General features: G+C 70.2%; 19 protein-coding genes. 9 read left to right on the top strand and 10 right to left on the bottom strand.

Annotated elements, in window-relative coordinates:
• Positions 1-106 precede the first annotated feature (106 nt).
• Genes AC07OX_RS25880 through AC07OX_RS25870 form a run of 3 tightly spaced genes read right to left on the bottom strand, consistent with a single transcriptional unit; the run spans position 107 to position 4,487 of the window.
• The gene (locus tag AC07OX_RS25880) at positions 107-1,192 is read right to left on the bottom strand and encodes a mechanosensitive ion channel family protein (RefSeq protein WP_495260277.1); all 1,086 of its coding nucleotides are present in this window, start codon (positions 1,190-1,192) and stop codon (positions 107-109) included.
• A complete protein-coding gene (locus AC07OX_RS25875; protein ID WP_390342634.1) occupies positions 1,192-3,432 on the bottom strand; it encodes an FUSC family protein in 2,241 nt (746 codons plus the stop codon). Before AC07OX_RS25875 ends, AC07OX_RS25880 begins: the two co-directional genes overlap by 1 nt.
• Entirely contained in the window at positions 3,432-4,487 is a 1,056-nt protein-coding gene (locus tag AC07OX_RS25870) for an inositol monophosphatase family protein (RefSeq protein ID WP_495260276.1), read from the bottom strand. The genes AC07OX_RS25875 and AC07OX_RS25870 overlap by 1 nt, the downstream gene beginning before the upstream one ends.
• Before the next feature lie 132 nt (positions 4,488-4,619).
• Here AC07OX_RS25870 and AC07OX_RS25865 point away from each other — a divergent pair, with 132 nt between their 5' ends.
• Both AC07OX_RS25865 and cysE read left to right on the top strand, forming a co-directional pair.
• Positions 4,620-5,351, top strand: a complete 732-nt coding sequence (locus AC07OX_RS25865) for an RNA methyltransferase (RefSeq protein ID WP_495260275.1) — start codon at positions 4,620-4,622, stop codon at positions 5,349-5,351.
• A gap of 67 nt (positions 5,352-5,418) precedes the next feature.
• Positions 5,419-6,210 (top strand): serine O-acetyltransferase, encoded by a 792-nt coding sequence (cysE, locus tag AC07OX_RS25860; protein ID WP_301179181.1) that lies wholly within the window; start codon positions 5,419-5,421, stop codon positions 6,208-6,210.
• Between the two features lie 28 nt (positions 6,211-6,238).
• Here cysE and AC07OX_RS25855 read toward each other — a convergent pair whose 3' ends face one another.
• Positions 6,239-6,664, bottom strand: a complete 426-nt coding sequence (locus AC07OX_RS25855; protein WP_495260408.1) for a winged helix-turn-helix transcriptional regulator — start codon at positions 6,662-6,664, stop codon at positions 6,239-6,241.
• 120 nt (positions 6,665-6,784) lie between these two features.
• Between AC07OX_RS25855 and AC07OX_RS25850 the strand changes: the two genes are divergently transcribed.
• Together AC07OX_RS25850 and AC07OX_RS25845 are read left to right on the top strand one after the other, a co-directional pair.
• Complete coding sequence (locus tag AC07OX_RS25850; protein ID WP_495260274.1) at positions 6,785-7,819, top strand: quinone oxidoreductase family protein; 1,035 nt, start codon at positions 6,785-6,787, stop codon at positions 7,817-7,819.
• 13 nt (positions 7,820-7,832) lie between these two features.
• Positions 7,833-8,336, top strand: a complete 504-nt coding sequence (locus AC07OX_RS25845; protein WP_495260273.1) for a RidA family protein — start codon at positions 7,833-7,835, stop codon at positions 8,334-8,336.
• A 61-nt stretch (positions 8,337-8,397) separates the two neighbouring features.
• On the opposite strand, the gene AC07OX_RS25840 is transcribed toward AC07OX_RS25845, so the two are convergent.
• From AC07OX_RS25840 to cadR, 3 genes are all read right to left on the bottom strand, one after another.
• Positions 8,398-9,261, bottom strand: coding sequence for a LuxR C-terminal-related transcriptional regulator (locus tag AC07OX_RS25840; protein ID WP_495260272.1), 864 nt, complete (start codon positions 9,259-9,261; stop codon positions 8,398-8,400).
• A gap of 145 nt (positions 9,262-9,406) precedes the next feature.
• Complete coding sequence (locus AC07OX_RS25835; RefSeq protein WP_495260271.1) at positions 9,407-10,654, bottom strand: acyl-CoA dehydrogenase family protein; 1,248 nt, start codon at positions 10,652-10,654, stop codon at positions 9,407-9,409.
• A gap of 283 nt (positions 10,655-10,937) precedes the next feature.
• Positions 10,938-11,408 carry a Cd(II)/Pb(II)-responsive transcriptional regulator gene (cadR, locus tag AC07OX_RS25830; RefSeq protein WP_495260270.1) on the bottom strand — a complete coding sequence of 157 codons (471 nt, stop codon included), beginning with the start codon at positions 11,406-11,408 and terminating at the stop codon, positions 10,938-10,940.
• Between the two features lie 70 nt (positions 11,409-11,478).
• On the opposite strand from cadR, the gene AC07OX_RS25825 reads away from it, so the two are divergent.
• A complete protein-coding gene (locus AC07OX_RS25825) occupies positions 11,479-13,800 on the top strand; it encodes a heavy metal translocating P-type ATPase (protein ID WP_495260269.1) in 2,322 nt (773 codons plus the stop codon).
• A gap of 5 nt (positions 13,801-13,805) precedes the next feature.
• Here AC07OX_RS25825 and AC07OX_RS25820 read toward each other — a convergent pair whose 3' ends face one another.
• Entirely contained in the window at positions 13,806-14,048 is a 243-nt protein-coding gene (locus tag AC07OX_RS25820; protein WP_159270994.1) for a hypothetical protein, read from the bottom strand.
• A gap of 154 nt (positions 14,049-14,202) precedes the next feature.
• Between AC07OX_RS25820 and AC07OX_RS25815 the strand changes: the two genes are divergently transcribed.
• Positions 14,203-15,456, top strand: a complete 1,254-nt coding sequence (locus AC07OX_RS25815; protein WP_070063158.1) for a cation:proton antiporter — start codon at positions 14,203-14,205, stop codon at positions 15,454-15,456.
• Positions 15,457-15,462: 6 nt separating this feature from the next.
• On the opposite strand, the gene AC07OX_RS25810 is transcribed toward AC07OX_RS25815, so the two are convergent.
• Together AC07OX_RS25810 and AC07OX_RS25805 are read right to left on the bottom strand one after the other, a co-directional pair.
• Positions 15,463-16,791 carry a heavy metal sensor histidine kinase gene (locus AC07OX_RS25810; RefSeq protein WP_159270996.1) on the bottom strand — a complete coding sequence of 443 codons (1,329 nt, stop codon included), beginning with the start codon at positions 16,789-16,791 and terminating at the stop codon, positions 15,463-15,465.
• Positions 16,788-17,465 (bottom strand): heavy metal response regulator transcription factor, encoded by a 678-nt coding sequence (locus AC07OX_RS25805; RefSeq protein ID WP_062481258.1) that lies wholly within the window; start codon positions 17,463-17,465, stop codon positions 16,788-16,790. The genes AC07OX_RS25810 and AC07OX_RS25805 overlap by 4 nt, the downstream gene beginning before the upstream one ends.
• 162 nt (positions 17,466-17,627) lie before the next feature.
• Between AC07OX_RS25805 and AC07OX_RS25800 the strand changes: the two genes are divergently transcribed.
• The 3 genes from AC07OX_RS25800 (at position 17,628) to AC07OX_RS25790 (ending at position 20,862) form a co-directional block, all read left to right on the top strand.
• Positions 17,628-18,002, top strand: coding sequence for a hypothetical protein (locus tag AC07OX_RS25800; RefSeq protein WP_495260268.1), 375 nt, complete (start codon positions 17,628-17,630; stop codon positions 18,000-18,002).
• Between the two features lie 104 nt (positions 18,003-18,106).
• Positions 18,107-19,453 carry a TolC family protein gene (locus AC07OX_RS25795; protein ID WP_495260267.1) on the top strand — a complete coding sequence of 449 codons (1,347 nt, stop codon included), beginning with the start codon at positions 18,107-18,109 and terminating at the stop codon, positions 19,451-19,453.
• A 26-nt stretch (positions 19,454-19,479) separates the two neighbouring features.
• Complete coding sequence (locus AC07OX_RS25790; RefSeq protein WP_495260266.1) at positions 19,480-20,862, top strand: efflux RND transporter periplasmic adaptor subunit; 1,383 nt, start codon at positions 19,480-19,482, stop codon at positions 20,860-20,862.
• Positions 20,863-20,870 lie beyond the last annotated feature (8 nt).

Raw genomic sequence — 20,870 nt, 5'->3', positions numbered from 1 at the left:
CGGCTCGCGGAGAAAAGTCCTTTTCGTGGAATCCGATCGACTTTCGGCGTGCGGTGCGACGCCGCCGTCGCCCGTCTCAGCGCGGTATTCCCGGCCGCTTGGCCTCTCAGCCCGCCGCCGCGCCCTGCATCACCGGCGGCTGCCCCATCGCCGGATCGTTGCCCTCGAAGCGCATCTTCGGCAGGAACTGCGGGTACTCGCGCTGCATGAAGTCGATGACGCCTTCGCGCACGTAACAGCGCAGGTCGAAGGCCAGGCCGGAGGTCGCTGCGGTGCAGAGCACGCGGACCTGCATGGTGCGTTCGGTGGCGTCGGTCACGCGCAGGTTGAAGAAGCGGCCGTCCCACTCGGGCGCGGCCTTCACGAGGCGTTCGACCTCGGCGCGCAGCGGCGCCAGCGGCGTGCCGTAGTCCAGGTAGAAAAAAACCGAGCCGAGCAGTTCGGCCGAGTGGCGGGTCCAGTTCTGGAACGGCTTCTCGATGAAGTAGGTGAGCGGCAGGATGAGGCGCCGGTCGTCCCAGATGCGCACGACCACGAAGGTGCCGGTGATTTCCTCGACGCGGCCCCATTCGCCCTCGACCACGAGCACGTCGTCGATGCGGATCGGCTGCGACAGCGCGATCTGCAGGCCGGCGATGAGGTTGCTGAAGACGGGCTTGGCCGCCAGGCCCGCCACGATGCCGATCACGCCGGCCGAGGCCAGCAGGCTGGCGCCGACCTGGCGCGCGCCCGGGAAGGTCATGAGCATCATGGCGCCGCCGGCCACGACGACGACCGACATGGCGGTGCGCGCGAGCACGCGGGTCTGCGTGAGCACGCGGCGCGCCTGCAGGTTGTCGGAGATGTCCGAAGGGTGCTGCGCGAGCACGCCGTCGGCAAAGCCGCTGATGGCCTTGAGCACGAACCAGGTGCTGGCCGCGATGAGCAGCAGCCCCGTGAGATGCCGCACGCTGCCGATGAAGCGCAGGTCGTCCGGCGCCGCCTGCCACACCATCATGAGCGCCGCCAGCGGTAGCACCAGCCGCGCGGGGGCGGTGCAGTTGAGCACCATCGCATGCACGGCGGGCGCCGGGCGGGTGATCCGCCTGAGGACCATGCCCCCGATGCGGTGGGCGAGAAGGGCGAGGGGCGCGGCGATCAGGGCGGCAATCCAGGTGCCGAACCAGGGGTGTGCGAGGAGCTCTTGGGTCATCAGGCGGGGGTGGTCTTTGCTTCTGGGGTGTTGTCGTTCAGTGGTTGAAGAATGCGCGCTGCGTCGTCGCGCAGCTGCGTGGCGAGCGCCGTGGCCAGGTCGAGCCGGCGCACCAGCCAGGGGCTGATGTCGTTGTCGAACGGGTCAGGCAGTGGAATGGGGCCGCCGACGGTGGTGGCCCCCGTGCTCTCGGGGTGAGAGGGCCCTGCGATCGGAATGGTTCCCAGGGCGGCCTCGATGCGTTGCGCGGTGCGCACGAGCGGGCCTTCGATGTCGCCCGGCGTGAGGCGGTCGCGCCGCAGCACGAGCATCGACTTCACGGCGCTGAGCTGCGCGAGCAGCTGGTAGCTGTGGGCCTGCAGATGCTCGAGCGGTTCGAGCGGCGGCTGCACGGCGCGCGGTTCGGAGAGCGAACGCTGCGTGGCCTGCACGAGCGCCGAGAGGCTGTCGTAGGCCTCGCGGCGCGCGAGCCGCCATTCGAGCTCGGGGCTGCTCTGGATGGCCTGCAGCTGGCCCAGGCCGAGCGCGAGCCGCGCATGGCGCGCCTGCGCGGTGAGCACGCGCGCCACCAGCGCCGGAATCTGCGTGCGCTCCCACGAGGGCAGCACGTAGCAGAAGCCCCAGGCCAGCGCGGCGCCGATGAGCGTGTCGGCGATGCGCTCGAACAGCGCAAAGATGGGCGCGGTGCCTGTGTTCAGCATGTGGGCCTGCAGCAGGCCCAGCACGGTGGCGGCCACGGCGGTGACGAGGTAGCGCCGCACCGCGAAGCTGTGGGCGATGGCCTGTGCGATGGTCACGGTCACGAGCAGCATCAGCGCCGAAGGGTGCGCGGACAGCAGGCCCACCGCGAGCACGCAGCCCAGCAGCGTGCCGGCGACGCGGCTGTTGCGCCGCTCCAGCGTCTGCGAGAGGCTGCCGCGCAGCACGACCACGATGGTCAGCAGGATCCAGTAGTCGTGCGACCCCCAGGGCATCGACACGGCGATGCCGTAGCCGGCCGCGATGGCCAGCGCGGCGCGAATGGCGTGGCGCAGCGGCGGCGCGTCCCAGCGCCACAACGCGAGGAAGGGGCGCAGCGACCAGTCGGTCGGGCTCACGAAGAGCTGCCAGTTGGCGCGCACCACGGCCAGGTTGGGCTCGGCGTCGCCGCGCGCCATGGCCGCCAGGCGCAGCACCTCGTCGTTGATGTGGCCGATGCGGCTGGCCAGCCCGCGCGCGAGCATGGCGGCCGAGGGGCCCATCTGACCGTGCGTGTCTTCGTCGTCCGCCGTCACGTGGATCGCGGCCAGGCGCGGCCGGCGGTCGGCCACGGCGGCAGGGTGGCGGCGCATGAGCAGCGCATCGGCCAGGCCGGTCGTTTCGTCGGCCAGCTCTTCGAGGATGCGGCGCATCTCGACCAGCGCCTGCGCGTGCGACGGATGGGCGCGCAGGGCATCGAGGTCGAGTTCGCTGGCGAGCAGTTGGTCGCGCATCTCGAGCACGATGACGAGCATGCCGGCCAGGCGCTGGCGGCGCGGCGTGCGCGGCGATTCGAGCACGATGTCGCGCGTGGCCTGCAGCTGGTCGGCCAGCGCGGCCTGCTCACGCAGCAGTTGGCCGAGCAACGAGGCGGGGGTGTCGCGGATGTCGCGGGTTTCGTCCTGCGGCGTGAACTGGCTGGCCTCGGTACGCATGAGCGCGGCCAGCGAAAACAGCACGTCGGCGATCGACTGCGTGCGAAAGCGTCCGTTGAGCAGCAGGTTGGCCAGCGTGGCCCACACCACGTACAGGCCGGCGCCCAGGCCGAATTCGGTGGTGCGCGCGATGGCGTCGGACAGCCCGGCGGGGGCTGGCGTGGCCATGGAGAAGACCATCGAGAACATCACCGCGATGGCGATGGGAATGCCGCGCTTGCCCCAGGCCATGGCCACGAAGGCCATGAAGGTGGCGGGCACCAGCAGCAGCCCGAGGCGGATCGGTGCGCCGTGCAGCATCTGCACCGCGAAGAACAGCGGCAGGCCGATGAGCGGCGCCGGCAGCATCTGCAAAAACTTGCCGCGGCGCGGGCCGGGCAGGTCGGGCGGCGCCGTGACGATCACGCCGGTGGCGGCGGCCGAGGCGGCCAGGGTGCCCAGCCACAGGTGCACCCCGCCCGAGATCACGAGCAGGCCGAGCGCGACGGTGAGCCCGCTCGCGACGTAGTGGCTCAGCGCAATGCGCAACGCCGCACGAACCCGCGCGGCGGCGCCCGGCCCCGTCATCACTTGGCGGAGGCGTCGCCCTCGGCGGGCGCCTCGCGCTTGATGCGGGTGAGCTTGCGCGGGGCGGCCGGCGCGGCGGGGGCTGCGGCGGCCGGGGTCTCGGCGCTGCCGTCGAGCGGGGCGGCCGTGGCTTCGGTCACGGTGCTGCGGGCGTACAGGTCGACCGAGGCGTCGGCGGGGCTCGACTTGGTCGAGGCCGACACGGCGCGCACGCGGTCGCTGGCGCGCAGCTTGTCGTCCACGTTGGCGAACTTGGAGTACTTGGCGAGCAGCGGCACCAGCTGGCCGTACACGCGCGGAGCGCCGGCCAGGCATTCGCGCTGGTCGAGGAAGTCGGGCTCGCCCGTGAAGTTGCCGATGAGACCACCGGCCTCGGTCACCAGCAGCGAGCCGGCGGCCACGTCCCAGGGGTTCAGGCCGGTTTCGAAGAAGCCGTCGGTGAAGCCGGCGGCCACGTAGGCCAGGTCGAGCGCGGCGGCACCGGGGCGGCGCAGGCCGGCCATGCGGGGCATCATGTCCGCCATGATGGCCAGGTACTGCTTGAAGTTGTCGCCGGTGCGGAACGGGAAGCCGGTCGAAATGAGGCACTCGCTGAGCTTCACGCGCTTGGACACGCGGATGCGGCGCTCGTTCATGTAGGCGCCGCGGCCCTTGGTGGCCGTGAACAGGTCGTTGCGCGACGGGTCGTACACCACCGCCTGCTCGATCTTGCCGCGCACCGACAGCGCGATGGACACGCAGTAGACCGGGAAGCCGTGGATGAAGTTGGTGGTGCCGTCGAGCGGATCGATGATCCAGACGAACTCGGAGTCTTTGGCGCCGTATTCGGTGCCCGATTCTTCGGCCAGGATGCCGTGCCCCGGGTACGCGCCCAGCAAGGTCTCGATGATGACCTTCTCGCTGGCGTGATCGACTTCGGTGACGAAGTCATTGACCTGCTTCTGGGAGATGCGCACGGCCTCGACGTCGAGGGCAGCGCGATTGATGATGGCGCCGGCGGCGCGTGCGGCCTTGACGGCCACATTGAGCATGGGATGCAGGTTGGGGGACGACATTCTGGATTGTGAGAAGAACGGGTGGGAGAGGTCCCCAAGAATGCAATCTGGGCGACCCTGCGGTCCGGCGATGCGGGCGGCGAGAATCGGGCATTTTACCGGCTCAGCCCGTTTGTGTCTTCCCCACCCGTCATGCGCACCCGTTTCATCCTCATCCAGACCAGCCACGCCGGCAATGTGGGCGCCGCCGCCCGCGCCATGAAGACCATGGGTTTCGACGACCTGGTGCTGGTGACGCCGCGCTGGGCCAACGTGCTGCGGCGCGAGGAAACCATCCAGCGCGCCAGCGGCGCCCTGGACGTGCTGAACAACGCCCGCATCGTCGAGACGCTGGACGAAGCCCTCGACGGCGTGACCCACCTGTGCGCCACGGCCATGATCCCGCGCGACTTCGGCCCGCCCACGCGCACGCCGCGCGAGCACCTCGAACCGCTGGGCAAGCAGGGCGACCAGCACGTGGCCTTCCTGTTCGGCTCCGAGCGCTTCGGCATGCGCAACGAGGACGTCTACCGCTGCAACGTGGCCCTGAGCATCCCGACCGATCCGAAGTTCGGCTCGCTCAACCTGGGCGCGGCGATCCAGGTGGTGGCCTACGAATGGCGCCTCGCGCTGGGCGGCTACGGCGTGCGCGAGGCCATCGCCCCGGTGCAGGCGGCCGACGCGCAGGCCGTGGCCGGCATGCTCGACCACTGGGAGCGTTCGCTGGTGGACATCGGCTTTCTCGACCCGGCGGCGCCCAAGAAGCTCATGCCGCGGCTGCAGCAGCTGTTCAACCGCGCGCAGCCCACGCCCGAGGAAATCCACATCCTGCGCGGCATCGCCAAGGCCATGAGTGACGCGACCCGGCCGCCGCGCGGCAGCTGAACTGTCACAAAACCCCATCGCGCGTAAGCGAAGACGCCCGGCTTTAGACTGCCCGGCCCCTATCGATATAACGACAACAAAGGCAGCGATGTTCTCTCGACTGCGCGCCGACATCCGGTGCATCCTCGAACGCGACCCGGCCGCCCGCAGCGCCTGGGAAGTGATCACGGTCTACCCCGGCTTCCATGCCGTGGTGCTGCACCGCTGGGCGCACGCCTGTTGGACCCACGGTTTCAAGTGGCCGGCCCGCTTCATCTCGCACTGCGCGCGCGCGTTCACGGGCATCGAGATCCACCCGGCCGCCAAGATCGGCGAGCGCGTGTTCTTCGACCACGCCATGGGCGTGGTGGTCGGCGAAACCGCCGAGATCGGCGACGGCTGCACCATCTACCAGGGCGTGACGCTGGGCGGCACCTCGCTCTACAAGGGCACCAAGCGCCACCCGACGCTGGGCAAGAACGTGGTGGTGAGCGCGGGCGCCAAGGTGCTGGGCGGCTTCGTCGTGGGCGACGGCGCCAAGATCGGCTCCAACGCGGTGGTCATCAAGCCGGTGCCGGCCGGGGCGACCGCGGTGGGCATTCCGGCGCGCATCATCCCGTCGAAAGAGGGCGAGAGCGCCGACGTGGCCGCGCCGCAGAAGTTCTCGGCCTACGGCATCACGCAGGACGACGACCCGCTGAGCCAGGCCATGCGCGGCCTGATCGACAACGCCTCGAGCCAGGAGCACCAGATCGCGCTCCTGTGGCAGGCCATCGAGAAGCTGTCGGCGCAGCCGGGCACCAAGGACTGCGTGCCGGGTGACGCGGCGCGCGGCGAGTCGTTCGAGGCCGACAAGCTGACGCAGCTGATCGGCAAGTAGAAGAGGGGCGCAGGGGCGCTGCTGCCCTTCAGGCGGGCGACGCCCTGTCTCGCCGCAGGTTGTCTTCCAGCTGGTCCAGCGCATCGCCGTGGTCCAGCGCCCAGCCATAGAGCGCGCGCAAGGGCTCGACGAAGACGTCGCCCAGCGGCGTCAATGCGTACTCCACGCGTGGCGGCACCACCTGGAACACCTCGCGGTGGACCAGCCCGCCCGCTTCCGCCTCGCGCAGGGTCAGGGTCAGCATCTTCTTGGAGATGCCTGGCAGGGCGCGCTCCAGTTGGCCGGTGCGCATCGCGCCGTGGCTGAGGGCGTACAGCACCATCGAGGTCCACTTGCCGTTCAGGACGTAGTGGATGCGCCGCTGCGCACAGTCCTCGCGCAGAACGAACGGCGTGTCGCCGGGCGGCGCCGCGACGCGCGGGACACGGCCCGCACGGTTCATCCGGTTCTTCATGGTCACTTTTTTATCCCTATCGCACTTTTACGTCACTACTTCCAGATTGGTGACGTGAAATCTACCATTCCCCTTTCGTTGCGAGGCATGGTGCCCGCCACACGACAGGAGCAGATTTTCATGAAAGCAGCCGTCATCCGATCCTTCGGCGACCCCGATCAGATCCAACTCGAAGAGGTCGCCACGCCGGTGCCGGGACCGGGCGAAGTCCTGGTCAAGGTGCTGGCCGTCGGCGTCAACCGACTGGATCACTATGTGCGTCTGGGGCAGATCGCCCCGGTCCTGCCGTTCCCGCACATCCTGGGTTCGGATGCGGTGGGCGAGGTCGCCGCACTGGGCGCTGGCGCTTCACGCTTCGCGGTGGGCGAGCGCGTGATTGCCATGCCCGGCTACCCGACCGACCCCGCGCAGTGGGACACCCGCCCGGTCACGGCGGCGGCCAGCTATGCGATTCCCGGCATCCACATGCCGGGCACCTATGCCCAGTACATCGTCGTGCCCGAGCACTGGCTGCTGCGCGACACCACCGGCCTGCCCGCCGAGCAGATGGCCGCGCTGCCGGTGTCGCTGCTGATCGCGATCCGCGCGGTGCAGGTCGTCGGCGAGGTCAAGGCCGGCGACCGGGTGCTGGTGCATGCCGGCGCATCGAGCACCGGGATGATGAGCATCCAGGTGGCCCGCGCGCTGGGGGCGCGCGTCGTCACCACGGTGCAGAACGCGGCGTCCGCCGAACTGGCCCTGCGTCTGGGCGCCGAGCTGGCGATCGACACCGGCACGCAGGACTTCGTCGAGCCCGTGCGCGCCTGGAGCGGCGGGCAGGGTGTCGATGTCGCGATCGACAACCTCGGCGGCGATGTGCTGTCCAGGACCCTCGCGGCCGTGAAGCCCATGGGCATCGTGGTGGCGATGGGGTTCATGGCGGGCACCGACGTGCACTTCGACATCCGCAGTTTCTTCTTCGCCCAGCAGCAACTGCGCGGCACGCTGGTGGGCGACATCGAAGACTTCGCCGCCTGGCTCGACGCGATTCGGCTGGGCCAGATTCGTCCGCAGATCGACAGCGTGCTGCCGCTCTCGCAGGCCGCCGAGGCGCACCGGCGCATCGCCGCCAACGAGGCGCGGGGCAGCATCGTGCTGCAGCCCTGGTCGACCTGAAGAGGCGCGCACCATGGCCATGGACGCGTCACTTGCGACCGGGGACGACGAGGTGCTGCAGCGGCTGCAGGCCCTGGGACTCGCACTGCCCGAACCGCCGCCGCCGCTCGGGGCCTACCGCGCGGCGATCGAGGCGGCCGGCCTGCTGCATGTCTCCATGCAGGGGCCGGTGGTGGCGGGGCATCCGCTGCCGCGCGGGCTGCTCGGCGCCGAGCTGACGCTGGAAGAAGGCCGCCCGGCGGCCCGGCTCGCGGTGCTCAATGCGCTGGCGCAGGTGCGCCTGCACCTGGGCGGTTTTCAACGGGTGCGGCAGGTCGTGCGGCTCGAAGGCCATGTCGCCTGCGTGCAGTCGTTCACCCAGCACCCGCAGGTGCTCGACGCCGCCTCCGAGTTGCTGGCAAGCTTGTTCGACACGCGCGCAGGCCATGCGCGGTCGGTGTGCGGGGTGCGCAACCTGCCGGGCAACCTGCCGGTGGCCGTGACCCTGACCCTTGAAGTGGAACCCTCACGTCGCTGAGGTTGCCGACACTGCTGACGCCGCCTGGGCGTTCAGCGGTGCTCATCCCCCCACGCCTCACTCATTGAAGCGGTGCCGAGCGGCCCGTCGCCGACGTGTTCAGTTCGCTGAGCATGTGCACCAGGCGCGCCGTCGAGCGCGTGCCGAGCTTCTCGCGGATGCTGCGCAGCTGGTGGTCGATCGTGGAGAGCGATCGGTCCAGCTGGCGCGCGATTTCCTTGTAGCTCAGGCCGCCGGCCGCCAGCTTCGCCACCTTCAGCTCCGCCGGCGTCAGTGCCGCGAGGTTCGCCGGCTGGTCCGTGGCGCCTGCTCGCTCGCTCTGCGCCTGCGCGAACCGGTGGGCGGCGCTCAGCAGCGGGCCCAGTGCGGTGCGGGCCAGGTCAGGCAACTCGTCGCACACGGCGTGCTTCCAGCGCGGGGCCCTGTGGTGCCAGTCGGCGCAGATCATGCCCACCGGCCGGTCTTCGTCGTGCACGGGAACCGCCAGCTTCGAGGCCGTGCCGGCCTGCATCAGCGTGGCGCGCAACTCCTGCGTGAAGCTGCGCTCCTGCGACACGTCGATGATGGGCGCGATGCCGCTGCCGCTCCAGACGGCGCGGATGCCCGGGTTGGCGGCGCTGAAGCGCAGGCCGATCACCGCAGGCAGTGGTTGCGACGGGCGCTGCACCTCGGCCGCGACCACGTAGTCATGCAGGCGGCCGCTGGCGTCGACATAGCCGCCGAAGCCGGCGTCGACGCGGTCGGCGTCGAGCGTGTCGCGCAGCCATTGCACCGAGATGCGCCAGCAGGCCTGCGGGTCGTCCAGGTACAGCAGCAGCTGCGCGGCCAGCTCGCGGCCCGGTCGCCAGGTGATCGCGCGCTCGCCTTCGAACAGGCGCCGCCGGAGCTGGCGTTGAAGCACAAGGATGTCGTGGTCTTCGAGCATGGGGCCGGGCTGCAGTGCGGAAGTCGAATGCTACGGCCCGGCGTCCCCGGGCGGAAGGGGCCTGCGTCCGATGGCACGCCGGTGTGGCCCCACGACGCTGCCGCCGGTCAGGCGAAGGCGCCGGGGCGCGTCGGCCCTGCGGCCGTCACGCCGCACCGCTGGCCGTCAGCGGGTCGTAGTCCGGCGAGCGCAGCAGCTCGTGCAGCTGGCGCCGGCGCACGCCCATGTTGCCGCCGTCGAACAGCGGGAGCACCAGGGCGTCCTGGAGCATGCCGGCCAGCGGCAGGTCGTGGTCGTAGCTGTCGATGCCCACCACGCGCATCAGGTCGGTGATCACGCGCACCGCGGTTTCGGAGCCGTAGATCTTCGCCTGCAGCGCCAGCTCCAGCGCCGCGGGCGATTGCGTGTCCAGCGCGTGGCACGCGCGCCAGTTGAGGTAGCGCGAGGCTTCGATGGCGGTCTTGGCATCGGCCAGCGCATACCCCACGGCCTGGTGCTCGATGATCGGAAGGGCGCCGCCGCGGCATTGGGTCTTGGCGAAGTGCAGGGAGAAATCGAAGGCCCCTTGCATCAGGGCCGTGCCGAACACGCCGACCAGCGCCGCCGTCGCCGAGAAGCTGGCGGCCACCAGGCCCTTGCCGCTGCCCACCGGGCCCAGCACGTTGGCCTGCGCGGTGCGCACGCCCTCGAGGCGAAAGCGGGGCGTGAGGTGCGCGCGGTGGCCCATCGAATCGTGATAGCGCTCGACCACGATGCCGCCCTCGGGCCGCGGCACGACCAGCACCGACAGCCCGCTGTCGGGCGGCGCGTCGGCGTCGGTGCGGCACACCACGCACAGCAGGTCGGCGCCTTGCTCGTCCCATCCGGTCGCGCTCGAAATCCACTGCTTGGTGCCGTCGATGACCCACTGCCCGCCCTCGAGCCGGGCGCGCGTGCGCGTGCCTTCGCCAGGGGCCGCGGCATCGAAGTTGGCGCTGCCGCCGGGCTCGCTGTTGCACAGGGCGGCCAATGGCGCGCCGGAGCCCTCCAGGAACGGCCCGAGAAAGGCCTTCTGCTGCTCGGGCGAGCCGCCGATCGTCACGGGCAGCAGGCCCAGCAGCGTGGCGAACATCGTGAGCGACACGTTGGGGTCGACGCGATAGAACTCCTCGGCCACCACGGCCATGTCCAGCATGCCCGTGCCTTCGCCGCCGAACGGCATCGGGATGATGCGCCGCAGGAACCCGGCCTTCACCAGCTGTGCATAGAACGGACGCGTGGCGACGAAGCGCGCCAGCGGCGTGGGCAGGTGGCGCGTGGCCGGTGCGACCTCGGTCAGTACGCTGCGCGCGAAACGGCGGGCCGAGAGTTGCAACTCGCGCTGCGCGGGGGTGAGGGTGAAGTCGATCGGCATGGTGTCTCCGTTGTAGGTCTGTCCGGCTCGCGGCCCCAAGGTCGCAGGGCGGATGCGCCGGGTCGGCGGAATTGTCTGCCGGGGTCGGCCGCACCGCCTTCGCGAACATTCGCGATGCCGGTGGGCGCGTCAGACCCTGCCCAAGGGAGAAAAAGAGGCCGTGCGGCACGCATGCGCATCGGCGCGGAGCCCGGCCGCACAGCTTCCACGCGAACCATTGAAGTTCGCTCGACGGCGGCGAAGCACGACCCCCGCATCGCCCAGCGTTGCGCTGGGCCCGACGTCAGGAGCGCTTGGCGGAGGCGCCGTGCAGCGTGCCGTGCACGTGCCCAGCGTGCTGGCCGAAGGTCTCGGGTGCGAGCGCGGCGGTGTCCAGCTCCTGCAGGATGCCGCAGGCGCTCGCCGATTCGGGGCCGCCGCACTGCAGGCGCAAGGCCTTCAGCTGCTTTTCGAGCGTCTTCAGCTCGGCGATGCGTGAGGCCACGTGGCCGATGTGGTCGTCCAGCAGCTGGTTCACCTCACCGCAGTCCTCCTGCGGCGCATCGCGGAATTTCAGCAGGCTGCGGATCTCGTCGAGCGTCATGTCCAGCGAGCGGCAGCGGCGGATGAAGCCCAGGCGCTGCGTGTGTTCGTCGTCGTAGATGCGGTAGTTGCCGTCGGTGCGCGCGGGCGCGGGCAGCAGCTGTTCGCGCTCGTAGTACCGGATGGTTTCGACCGGCGTGTTCGTGGCCCTGGCCAGGTCACCGATTTTCATGATGCGGCATCTCAAGGAAGTGGCAATCAACGGTTGACTCTACACCTGCTTCAGGGTTTCCAATGAATGCATGACGAATCAGAACACCCTGAATCAGCCGGTGCCGCGCGCTGCGCCGCATGACCACGCTCACGACCACGGGCACAGCCACGGACCCGACCACGGGCACGACCGTGCACACGATCACGCCCCCGCCGCGCCGGCAACGGCCTGCTGCGGCAGCGCGGTGTGCGGCAGTGCCCCGGCATCGGCCGAGCCGGCCGATCTGCCGAAGGGCGCCGTGCTGTTTCGCATTCCCACCATGGACTGCGCGGTGGAAGAGTCCGAGATCCGCCGCGCCCTCGAGCCCGTCGCGGGCGTGAAGGCCCTGCGCTTTCGTTTAAGCGAACGCACGCTGGCCCTCACCACCGAAGACGGCGCGCTGCCCGCCGCGCTCGAAGCCATCCGCCAGGCTGGCTTCAAGCCCGAGCCGGTGGCATCGTCGGCGGGGCAGAAGGCCGAGCCCGCGCGCTTCGCCGGCATGTCGACCGGCCTGGCGCGCCTCGTGGCCGCGCTGGTGCTGGCCATCGCGGCCGAGACCGTGTCCTTCCTGGCGCTCGACGGCGTGGGCTTCATGGCCGCCGAGATGGGGCTCGCGCTCGCGGCCATCGCGCTGGCCGGCCTGGACACCTACAAGAAGGGCTTCGCCGCGCTGGTGCGTGGGCGCCTCAACATCAATGCGCTGATGGCCGTCGCCGTCACGGGCGCCTTCATCATCGGCCAGTGGCCCGAGGCTGCGATGGTGATGGCGCTGTACGCCATCGCCGAGCTCATCGAGGCCCGCGCCGTCGACCGCGCGCGCAACGCCATCCAGAGCCTGCTCGCGCTCGCGCCCGAACAGGCCGAGGTGCGGCAGCCCGACGGCAGCTGGCAGACCGTGCGCGCCGACGCGGTGGCGCTCGATGCCGTGGCCCGCATCCGCCCCGGCGAGCGCGTGCCGCTGGACGGCGTGGTGCTCGAAGGCACGAGTGCCATCGACCAGGCGCCGGTCACGGGCGAGAGCATTCCGGTCGACAAGGCCGCGGGCGACGCGGTGTTTGCCGGCACCATCAACCAGACCGGCGCGCTGGTGTTCCGCGTGACGGCCGTGGCGGCCAACACCACGCTCGCGCGCATCATCCACGCGGTCGAAGAGGCGCAGGGTTCGCGCGCGCCCACGCAGCGCTTCGTCGACAGGTTCGCCGCCATCTACACGCCCACCGTCTTCGTGCTGGCGCTGGCCATCGCGGTGCTCACGCCGTGGCTGCTGGGCTGGACCTGGGTGCAGGCCGTCTACAAGGCGCTGGTGCTGCTGGTCATCGCCTGCCCGTGCGCACTGGTCATCTCCACGCCCGTGACGGTCGTGAGCGCGCTGGCCTCGGCCGCGCGGCGCGGCATCCTCATCAAGGGCGGCACCTACCTCGAAGAGGCGCGCAAGCTCAAGGCCGTGGCGCTCGACAAGACCGGGACCATCACCGAGGGCAAGCCCAAGCTGGTCGAGTCGGTGCTGATCGACAAGGCGGCGGGCGATGAAGGCGCGGTGTACGCACTGGCCGCCAACATCGCCGGCCGCTCCGACCACCCGGTCTCGAAGGCCATTGCCCAAGGCTTGGGCGGGCCGGTCGAAGAGGTCGGCGACTTCACCGCGTTGCCCGGACGCGGCGTGCAGGCCACGCACGCCGGCCAGACCTACGTGCTGGGCAACCACCGGTTGATCGAAGAGCGCGGCCTGTGCTCCCCGGAACTCGAAATCGAACTGAAGCGCCACGAAGAAGCCGGCCGCACGGTGACGCTGCTGGCATCTGAAAAGTCGGTGCTGGCGCTGTTCGCAGTGGCCGACACCATCAAGCCCTCGTCGCAGGCGGCCGTGGCCGAGTTGCGCGCGCTGGGCGTGACGCCCGTCATGCTCACCGGCGACAACACCGCCACCGCGAAGACCATCGGCGCGCACGCCGGCATCGACGACGTGCGCGGCAACCTGCTGCCCGAAGAAAAGCTCGATGCCATCCAGGCGATGCAGCAACGCTACGGCGCCGTCGCGATGACCGGCGACGGCATCAACGACGCCCCGGCACTGGCCAGGGCCGACATCGGCTTCGCCATGGGCGGCGCCGGCACCGACACCGCGATGGAAGCGGCCGACGTGGTCATCATGAACGACGACCTGCGCCGCATCCCCGAGACCATCCGCCTGTCGCGCCGCTCGCATGCCGTGCTGTGGCAGAACATCACCCTCGCGCTCGGCATCAAGGGCGTGTTCTTCGTGCTCGCGGTGTTCGGCAGCGCGACCATGTGGATGGCGGTGTTCGCCGACATGGGGGCGAGCCTGTTGGTGGTGGCGAACGGGTTGCGGTTGATGCGGACCGAAAAGTGAGCGCGCTACGTCCCGTTTCTTGAGGACGTGTCGGGCGGGGCCTGGCGGGCCTCGAGCGCGGCGGCGATGCGTTCGAGGTTGGCGTTCATGCGCCGCGTTTCGACGATGTGATCCGACAGATAGTGGCGCACTTCTTCGATGTACTGGCCTTGTTTCAGGCCGCCGCTGCGGCGCATGAAGAAAATCCAGACGCCGATGAGCAGCAGCATGGGGCCCCAGCTGATGATGAGTTCTACAAAGGTTTGCATGTTTCTCCCGGAAGCGTGAGATGTGATGAAAGGGGCAATCGGCACGGGCCGCGGCGCAGGTTAGCGCAAGGTGGCCGGTTGCCGGCATCCCCAGCGCGTGGAACTCACTAACATCGGGCGAGTTTTTTCCCCAGGCCTCACGACCGTTCCGCCCATGTCCGTCACCACCCTCCTGCTGCAACTCGTCGTCATCCTCACCACCGCGCGCCTGTGCGGCTGGGTGCTGCGCCATGTGGGGCAGCCGAGCGTGGTGGGGGAGATGGCGGCGGGGCTGATGCTCGGGCCGGCGGTCATGGGCCTGCTGTTCCCGTCGCTGCACGCGCAGCTGTTCGCCAAGGAGTCGCTGCAGGGGCTGTCGTCACTGGCGACGGTGGGGCTGGTGCTGTTCATGTTCGTGGTGGGCCTGGAGCTGCGGGCCACGCGCAACATGCGCGCGCAGCTGCAGGCGGCCGGCGCGGTGGGCGTGCTCAGCGTGCTGGTGCCGCTGGTGCTGGGCCTGGCGATCTCGCCGGCGCTGCACCCCACGCTCGCGCCGGCCGGCGTGGGCTTCTGGCCCTTCGCGCTGTTCATGGCGGCGGCGCTGTCGATCACGGCCTTCCCGGTGATGGCGCGCATCCTGAAAGACCGCGGCATGACGCGCACGCCCTTCGGCCAGCTCTCGCTGAGCGCGGCGGCGGTGGTCGACGTGTTCGCGTGGATCCTGCTGGCCTTCGTGGTCGCGCTGGTGGGCACCAGCGACGGCTACGCAGGCCTGATCAAGATCACGGTCGGCGTGGTGGTGATGCTCACGGTGCTGTTCCTCGGGCTGAAGCCGGCCTTTGCGTGGCTGCTGCGCGTGAAGGCGCCCGACGGCGAGCCGTCGACCACGCTGATGGCCGCGCTCATGATCGGCCTGCTGGTCACCGCGCTGCTGACCGAGTGGCTGCACCTGCACGCGGTGTTCGGCGCCTTCCTGTTCGGCGCCTGCCTGCCGCGCGACGACCGCCTGCTGCGCTCGCTGAGCGAGCGCATCGAGCCGATTTCCATCGTGGTGCTGATGCCGCTGTTCTTCGCGCTCGCGGGGCTGGGCACCACGGCCAACGCGTTCTCGGGCGCCAGCCTGGGCGCGATGCTGCTGATCGTGGGCGTGGCCACCGTGGGCAAGATCGCGGGCGGCGCGGCGGGCGCGCGCATCGCCGGCTACAGCTGGCGCGACAGCCTGGCCACCGGCTCGCTCATGAACGCGCGCGGGCTGATGGAGCTCATCGTCATCAAGATCGGCCTGGACGTCGGCCTGATCGGCCCCGAGCTCTTCACGATGCTGCTGGTGATGGCGCTGGCCACCACCGCGATGACCGGGCCGCTGATGACGCTGTGCGTGGGCCGCAAGCCGAAGCCCGCCGAGACGGCGGCGCACGCCGAGCCCTGAAGCCCTTCAGCTGCTGCGGCGCACGCTGAACCCGATGCGCGTCTCGCCGCCCTGGCTCGACGCGAACACCTGTCCGCCGTGCATGCGCGCGATCGCCTCGACGATCGACAGGCCCAGCCCGTGGTGGCGCGTGGAGCCGTCGCGCGCCTGGGCCGCGCGGTAGAAGCGCTCGAACAGGCGCGGCAGGGCCTCCGGGTCGATCGGCGCGCCGCGGTTGATCACGGCGATGGTGTCGTGTTCTCCGCCAGGGGCGGCCGCGATCTCGATGCGCAGCGTCGAGGCCGGCTCGGCAAAGCGGATCGCGTTGCCCAGCAGGTTGAAGAGGGCGCGCCGGATCAGCCCCGCGTCCACCTCGGCCACGGCCTCGCCGTGCACCTCGGCACGCAGGCCGGCCTCGTCGAGCATGGCGTCGTAGAAGTCGATCACGTCGCGCGCCTGCTCCGCCAGGCTCACCGGGGCCATCGAGCGCGCCGAGGTGCCGCGGTCGGCCTTCGAAAGAAACAGCATGTCGGTCACGATGCCCGACAGCCGCCCCATCTCCTCGAGGTTGGAGGCCAGCACGGCCTGCAGCTCCTCGTTGCTGCGCGGGCGCGTGAGCGCCACCTCGGTCGAGCCCAGCAGGTTGGCCAGCGGCGTGCGCAGCTCGTGCGCCACGTCGGCGTTGAACGACTCCAGCTGCACGTAGGCGCGCTGCACCCGCGCCAGCAGCGCGTTGAACTGCGTGATCCAGGGCCGCAGCTCCTGCGCGAAGGCGCCGGGGTCGATCGACTGGTGAACGTGGTCGGGCGTGATGGCCGCGGTGCGCTCGGCCAGCGCCTTCAGCGGCCGCAGCCCGCGCCGCACCAGCCACATGCCGGTGAGCGACACCAGCGCCGTGCCCAGCACCACCGCGCCCAGCAGCGTCCAGGCCAGGCGTTCGAGCAGCCGGGAGTCCTGCGCGATGTTCACGCCGACCTGCACCGACAGGTCGGTGTGGAAGTCGCCGTTCTGCCAGGGCACCACGATGGCGCGCCGCAGCCAGCGGCCCTGCGGCGGCGGCGTGGACTGGAACAGCGGCTTGCCGGCGTTGGCGATCGACAGGGTCACGTCGTCCTGCATCGAGAAGAAGTCGTCGAGCTTGTGCCGCAGAAAGACGAGGTCGCCGCCTTTCTCGGCCTCCTTGAGCAGGTGCTCGACGAGCACCGTCTTCTGGTCGAGCGCGTCGCGCTGCTTGGCGCCGAAGCTCCAGGCGGTCACGAGGTAGATCGCCAGGCAGATGATGCTCAGGCCGGACAGCGTCTGCGCGGCGAACCAGAACGAGAGCCGGCTCTGGATCGAATGCGGCTTCGGGCTCATGCCCAGGAACGGTCTTCCAGGACGTAGCCCATGCCGCGCACCGTGTGCAGCAGCTTCACGTCGAAGGGGTCGTCGATCTTGCTGCGCAGGCGGCGAATGGCCACCTCGACCACGTTGGTGTCGCTGTCGAAGTTCATGTCCCACACCTGCTCGGCGAGCGTGGAGCGCGACAGAATCTGCCCGCGCCGGCGCAGCAGCACCACGAGCAGCGTGAACTCCTTGGCCGTGAGGTCCAGCCGCGTGCGGTTGCGCATGCACTTGCGGCTGACCAGGTCCAGCTCCAGGTCGGCCAGGCGCAGCACCGTGGGCTCCTGCGTCTTGCCGCGCCGCAGCAGCGCCTGCACGCGCGCCAGCAGCTCCGAGAAGGAGAAGGGCTTCACCAGGTAGTCGTCGGCGCCTTGCTGCAGGCCCTGCACGCGGTCTTCGACCTTGTCGCGTGCGGTGAGCACCAGCACGGGCACGTTCTTCGTGCGGCGAATGGCCTGCAGCACGGCAAAGCCGTCGATGCCCGGCAGCATCACGTCCAGCAGCACGAGCGCGTAGTCGCCCTCGGTGGCGAGGTAGCGGCCTTCGATGCCATCGCGGGCGATGTCGACCACGTAGCCGTTCTCTTCCAGCCCCTTTTTCAGGTAATCGCCCAGTTTGGGTTCGTCTTCGATGACAAGAATTCGCATGGTACGGATCGTACCCAAGGCCTTTCGAGACGCTGGTTACGATTTAGTAATCCTATTGAAGGACAAAGCGCCGACACGCTGTCGTACAGTGGGCCGGGCCCTCGGTTCGCAGGGCTTTTCTTGGTCGGCGCGCCACGCCCCGTCGATATACTTTTGTCAACAATGCGCCGCTGGCTCCTGATTTTCCTGCTGTTTCTCCTGCCTTTCCAGTACAGCTGGGCGGTGTCGGCCGCCTATTGCCTGCACGAAGGCGACCAGGGCAGCGGCCACTGGGGCCACCACGAGGACGAGCCGCGCGGCACCGACCGCACCCACGCGGGCGACGGCGCCAAGAAAGACAGCACCCGCCAGCCCAACGCGGCGGTCGGCCATTGCATCGTTGCCCACTTCGGGCAGGCCCAGCATGCGGACACCGCCGCCGCGCTGCCGGCCCAGGCGCCCGTGGCTTCGCAGCCGCTGCGCGCCGCTTCCACCGAACGCTTCGCCTCGCACATCGCCGAAGTGCCGGTGCGCCCCGACTGGTTGCTCTCTGCCTGATTCGGCGAGAGCACAGCCCCTTTTCTTCTTTCTGATCTCACTCATCAGCTGAGCGCTCCTCGCCGAATTCGTCCGTCCGTTGTTTCGCAACCCAGGAGAATTCGATGCGCACGCTTTTCGTGCCGCTGGCCGTGTTGGCCTTGGCGGTACCCCCGGCCTTTTCACAGCAGACCCCGCAGGCGGCCGGTCCCTCGTCGTCCTTTTCGACACCCGCCCGCACGCTGGAGCCCGAAGGCCCGCTGACCCTGCGCACCGCCGTCGCGCTGGCGCTGCAGGCCAACCCGGGCCTGTCGGCCGCGCGCCATGAGCAGGCCGCCGCCGACGGCGCCGTGGTGCAGGCCGGCGCCTGGCCCAACCCCACGCTGGACACGCAGCTGGAAGACCTGCGCCGCAACAACCGCACGACCACGCTGCAGCTGAGCCAGCCCCTGGAGCTGGGCGGCAAGCGCGCCGCGCGCGTCACGGCGGCCGAGCGTGCGCGCGACCAGGCGACGTCGGCGCTGTCGGCGCGGCGCGCCGAACTGCGCGCCGCGGCCGTCACCGCCTTCTTCGACGTGCTGACCGCGCAGGAGCGCCTGCGCCTCGCGCAAGACTCGGTGGGGCTCGCGCAGATCGCCACCCGCGCCGCGGCCAACCGCGTGGCGGCCGGCAAGGTGTCGCCGCTCGAGGAAACCAAGGCGCGCGTGGCCGAGGCCGGCATCCGCGTCGAACTGCTGCAGGCCGAAGGCACGCTGCGCGCGTCGCGCCAGCTGCTGGCCGCGCTGTGGGGCAACCCGGCGCCGCGCTTCACGCAGGTGGACGGCGCGGTCGACCAGCTGCCCGTCCAGGCCGCCGCGCCCGAGGTGGCGCGCCGCCTGCCCGATGCGCCCGTGCTGCGCCAGGCCCGGCTCGAGGTCGAGCGCCGCCGCGCGCTGAGCGACCTGGAGCAGGCCAAGCGCATTCCCGACGTGACCGTGTCGCTCGGCGTCAAGCGCGTGCCCGCGTCCGAAGGCGAGGCCGTGAGCAGCAGCCGACGCAACCAGGTGGTGGTGGGCCTGTCGGTGCCGCTGCCGATCTTCGACACCAACCGCGGCAACATCGCCGAGGCACTGAGCCGTGAAGACAAGGCGCGCGACGAGCTCGCCGCCGCCGAGCTGCAACTGGGCGCCGACGTGGCCCAGGCCAGCGAGCGCCTGCGTTCCGCGCGCGCCACCGCCGAGACGCTGCAGCGCGACGCACTGCCCGGCGCCGAGACCGCCTACCGCGCCGCCACCAAGGGCTTCGAGCTGGGCAAGTTCAGCTTTCTCGAGGCGCTCGACGCGCAGCGCACGCTGTTCCAGGTGCGCAACCAGTACCTCGTCGCGCTGGCCGAGGCGCACCGCGCGGCCGGCGAGCTCGACCGCCTGCTGGGCACGGAGGGCGACGACATCGCCTCGAGCGCGACGCCGAACGTGATGCCGATCGCGCGCTGAAGAAGAACACCGAACCGATTCCGACCATGACCACACCACACAACCGCACATCGTCCGCCGGCCGCAAGCAGTGGATCGCCATTGCCGCCGTTTTGCTCGCCGGCCTCGTTGCCGGCGCGCTCATCCTGCGCACCGCGCCGTCCAAGCCCGAGGCGGGCGGGCACTCGGAGTCCGCCGGCCATGCCGACGGCGAGCATCACGAGGAAGACAAGGGCCACGCCAAGGGCAAGGAAGACGACCACGGCCATTCGCATGACGAAGGCCATGGCGACAAGGAACACCACGCGGAAGAAAGCAAGGATGCCGGCAAGGACGCAGGCAAGGAAACGCCCGCATCGGCAGAGCCCCAGAAGGCCGCCGCCAACGCCCACAAGGAAGACGAGGAAAAGATCCCCTTCACCGACGAGCAGGTCAAGGCCGCCGGCATCGCCATCGACAGCGTTGGCCCGGCGCGCATCAAGACGTCGCTGCAGCTGCCCGGCGAGATCAAGTTCAACGAAGACCGCACGGCCCACGTGGTGCCGCGCGTGGCGGGCGTGGTCGACAGCGTGTCGGCCAACCTGGGCCAGGAAGTCAAGCGCGGCCAGGTGCTGGCCGTGATCTCCAGCCCCGCGCTCTCGGAGCAGCGCAGCGAGCTGCAGACCGCGCAACGCCGGCTGGCGCTGGCGCGCACCACCCACGACCGCGAGAAGAAACTGTGGGAAGAAAAGATCTCCCCGCAGCAGGACTACCTGCAGGCGGAGCAGGCCATGCAGGAGGCGCAGATCGCCGTGGCCAACGCCAACCAGAAGCTGCTGGCGCTGGGCGCCACGCCCGGCTCGTCGGCACTGGGCCGCTACGAGCTGCGCGCACCCTTCGACGGCATGGTCGTCGAGAAGCACATCTCGCTGGGCGAATCGGTGGGCGAGGCGGTCAACGTGTTCACCATTTCCGACCTGTCGACCGTGTGGGCCGAGATCAGCGTGCCCGCCAGCAGCCTGAACCTCGTGCGCGTCGGCGAGGCCGTGACCATCCGCGCGGGTTCCTTCGAGCAGGCCGCGCGCGGCACCGTGTCGTACGTGGGCTCGCTGCTGGGGGCGCAGACGCGCACCGCCACCGCGCGCGTCACGCTCACCAACCCGCAGCGCACCTGGCGCCCGGGCCTGTTCGTGAACGTGGAGCTGGTGGCGTCGGAAGCCGACGCGCCCGTCACCGTGTCGGCCGAAGCCGTGCAGACCGTGGACGACCAGCCCACCGTGTTCCTGCGCGTGCCCGGCGGCTTTGTGCCGCAGCACGTGAAGACCGGCCGCAGCGACGGCCAGCGCATCGAGATCGTGGGCGGCCTGAAGCCCGGCGCGGCCTATGCGGCCAGCGGCAGCTTCGTCGTGAAGTCGCAGCAGGGCAAGAGCTCGGCCACGCACACCCACTGAGGACGACC

The sequence above is a fragment of the Variovorax sp. GW821-FHT09D07 genome (assembly GCF_059416345.1).
The sequence above is the reverse complement of the archived record's forward strand: the minus strand, read 5'-3'. Positions and strand labels throughout refer to the sequence as shown.

Coding starts and splice junctions, on each gene's coding strand:
- AC07OX_RS25880 (WP_495260277.1), bottom strand. CDS start 1,192: ATGACCCAAGAGCTCCTCGCACACCCCTGGTTCGGCACCTGGATTGCC.
- AC07OX_RS25875 (WP_390342634.1), bottom strand. CDS start 3,432: ATGACGGGGCCGGGCGCCGCCGCGCGGGTTCGTGCGGCGTTGCGCATT.
- AC07OX_RS25870 (WP_495260276.1), bottom strand. CDS start 4,487: ATGTCGTCCCCCAACCTGCATCCCATGCTCAATGTGGCCGTCAAGGCC.
- AC07OX_RS25865 (WP_495260275.1), top strand. CDS start 4,620: ATGCGCACCCGTTTCATCCTCATCCAGACCAGCCACGCCGGCAATGTG.
- AC07OX_RS25855 (WP_495260408.1), bottom strand. CDS start 6,664: ATGAAGAACCGGATGAACCGTGCGGGCCGTGTCCCGCGCGTCGCGGCG.
- AC07OX_RS25850 (WP_495260274.1), top strand. CDS start 6,785: ATGAAAGCAGCCGTCATCCGATCCTTCGGCGACCCCGATCAGATCCAA.
- AC07OX_RS25845 (WP_495260273.1), top strand. CDS start 7,833: ATGGCCATGGACGCGTCACTTGCGACCGGGGACGACGAGGTGCTGCAG.
- AC07OX_RS25840 (WP_495260272.1), bottom strand. CDS start 9,261: ATGCTCGAAGACCACGACATCCTTGTGCTTCAACGCCAGCTCCGGCGG.
- AC07OX_RS25835 (WP_495260271.1), bottom strand. CDS start 10,654: ATGCCGATCGACTTCACCCTCACCCCCGCGCAGCGCGAGTTGCAACTC.
- cadR (WP_495260270.1), bottom strand. CDS start 11,408: ATGAAAATCGGTGACCTGGCCAGGGCCACGAACACGCCGGTCGAAACC.
- AC07OX_RS25825 (WP_495260269.1), top strand. CDS start 11,479: ATGACGAATCAGAACACCCTGAATCAGCCGGTGCCGCGCGCTGCGCCG.
- AC07OX_RS25820 (WP_159270994.1), bottom strand. CDS start 14,048: ATGCAAACCTTTGTAGAACTCATCATCAGCTGGGGCCCCATGCTGCTG.
- AC07OX_RS25815 (WP_070063158.1), top strand. CDS start 14,203: ATGTCCGTCACCACCCTCCTGCTGCAACTCGTCGTCATCCTCACCACC.
- AC07OX_RS25810 (WP_159270996.1), bottom strand. CDS start 16,791: ATGAGCCCGAAGCCGCATTCGATCCAGAGCCGGCTCTCGTTCTGGTTC.
- AC07OX_RS25805 (WP_062481258.1), bottom strand. CDS start 17,465: ATGCGAATTCTTGTCATCGAAGACGAACCCAAACTGGGCGATTACCTG.
- AC07OX_RS25800 (WP_495260268.1), top strand. CDS start 17,628: ATGCGCCGCTGGCTCCTGATTTTCCTGCTGTTTCTCCTGCCTTTCCAG.
- AC07OX_RS25795 (WP_495260267.1), top strand. CDS start 18,107: ATGCGCACGCTTTTCGTGCCGCTGGCCGTGTTGGCCTTGGCGGTACCC.
- AC07OX_RS25790 (WP_495260266.1), top strand. CDS start 19,480: ATGACCACACCACACAACCGCACATCGTCCGCCGGCCGCAAGCAGTGG.